This is a genomic window from Acidisoma silvae (assembly GCF_020618775.1).
GTDB classification, from domain to species: Bacteria; Pseudomonadota; Alphaproteobacteria; order Acetobacterales; family Acetobacteraceae; genus Acidisoma; species Acidisoma silvae.
Window position 1 is genome coordinate 1 of sequence record NZ_JAESVB010000071.1, and the last position, 861, is coordinate 861.

2 protein-coding genes are annotated in these 861 nt (G+C 62.3%); both read left to right on the top strand.

Translation table 11 applies throughout. The features are described from left to right. Positions 1-410: transposase (locus tag ASILVAE211_RS25840; protein WP_227324216.1), on the top strand; the 410-nt coding region annotated here is incomplete at its 5' end. Further along, on the top strand, positions 407-861 hold a 455-nt coding region (locus ASILVAE211_RS25845; protein ID WP_227324217.1), incomplete at its 3' end, for an IS3 family transposase. The genes ASILVAE211_RS25840 and ASILVAE211_RS25845, both read left to right, overlap by 4 nt.

The window sequence follows — 861 nt, forward strand, 5'->3', positions numbered from 1 at the left end:
TTAAGCCTAGTCATAAGCCTATGCCGAACGACCCTGCTCGCGTTGAAATCATCACCGGCCGCGAACGCCGCCGCCGCTATACGGCCAACGAGAAGCTTGCCTTGGTCGACGCGACCATGCAGCCTGGGATGACGGTGTCGGCCGTCGCGCGCCGCAATGGCGTTTCGGCCAGTCTGCTGTTCAAGTGGAGGCAACTGATGTCGCAGGGCGGTCAGGTCGCCGTCAAAGCCGATGAAGACGTCGTGGCGGCCAGCAGAGCCCGCGATCTTGAACAGCGCGTGCGCGAACTTGAGCGCCTTCTGGGCCGCAAGACCATGGAAGTTGAAGTGCTCAAAGAGGCGCTCGCCGCCGCTCGGGAAAAAAAGCCCGTTTGGCAGTTGCCGTCGCCGCCACGGGACGCTTCCCGGTGAAGATCGTAGCCGACACGCTCGGTGTTGCCCGGTCCAATCTGGTTGAGCAGATGTCTCATACGCCCAAGCGCCGCGGTCCCTACCGACGCCAAGGTGACGAGGAGTTGCTTGTTGCCATCAGACAGCTCACGGACGCCCGCCCAACCTATGGCTATCGCCGGATTACGGCGATCCTGAACCGGGCACGTCGCGCATCCGGCGCGGAGGCCGTCAATCACAAGCGCGTCTTTCGCCTCATGGCACAAAGCCAATTGCTGCTTCAAGCGCATGTCGGTCATCGCCACATCCGTGCCCATGAAGGCAGCGTCATTGCGCTGGCGTCCAACCGGCGTTGGTCATCCGATGGTCTGGAGATCAGTTGCTGGAATGGTGAAGTCGTTCGCGTTGTCTTCGCCATCGATACCTGCGACCGGGAGATCATCGCCTGGCAGGCCAGCACCGGCGGTGTGAG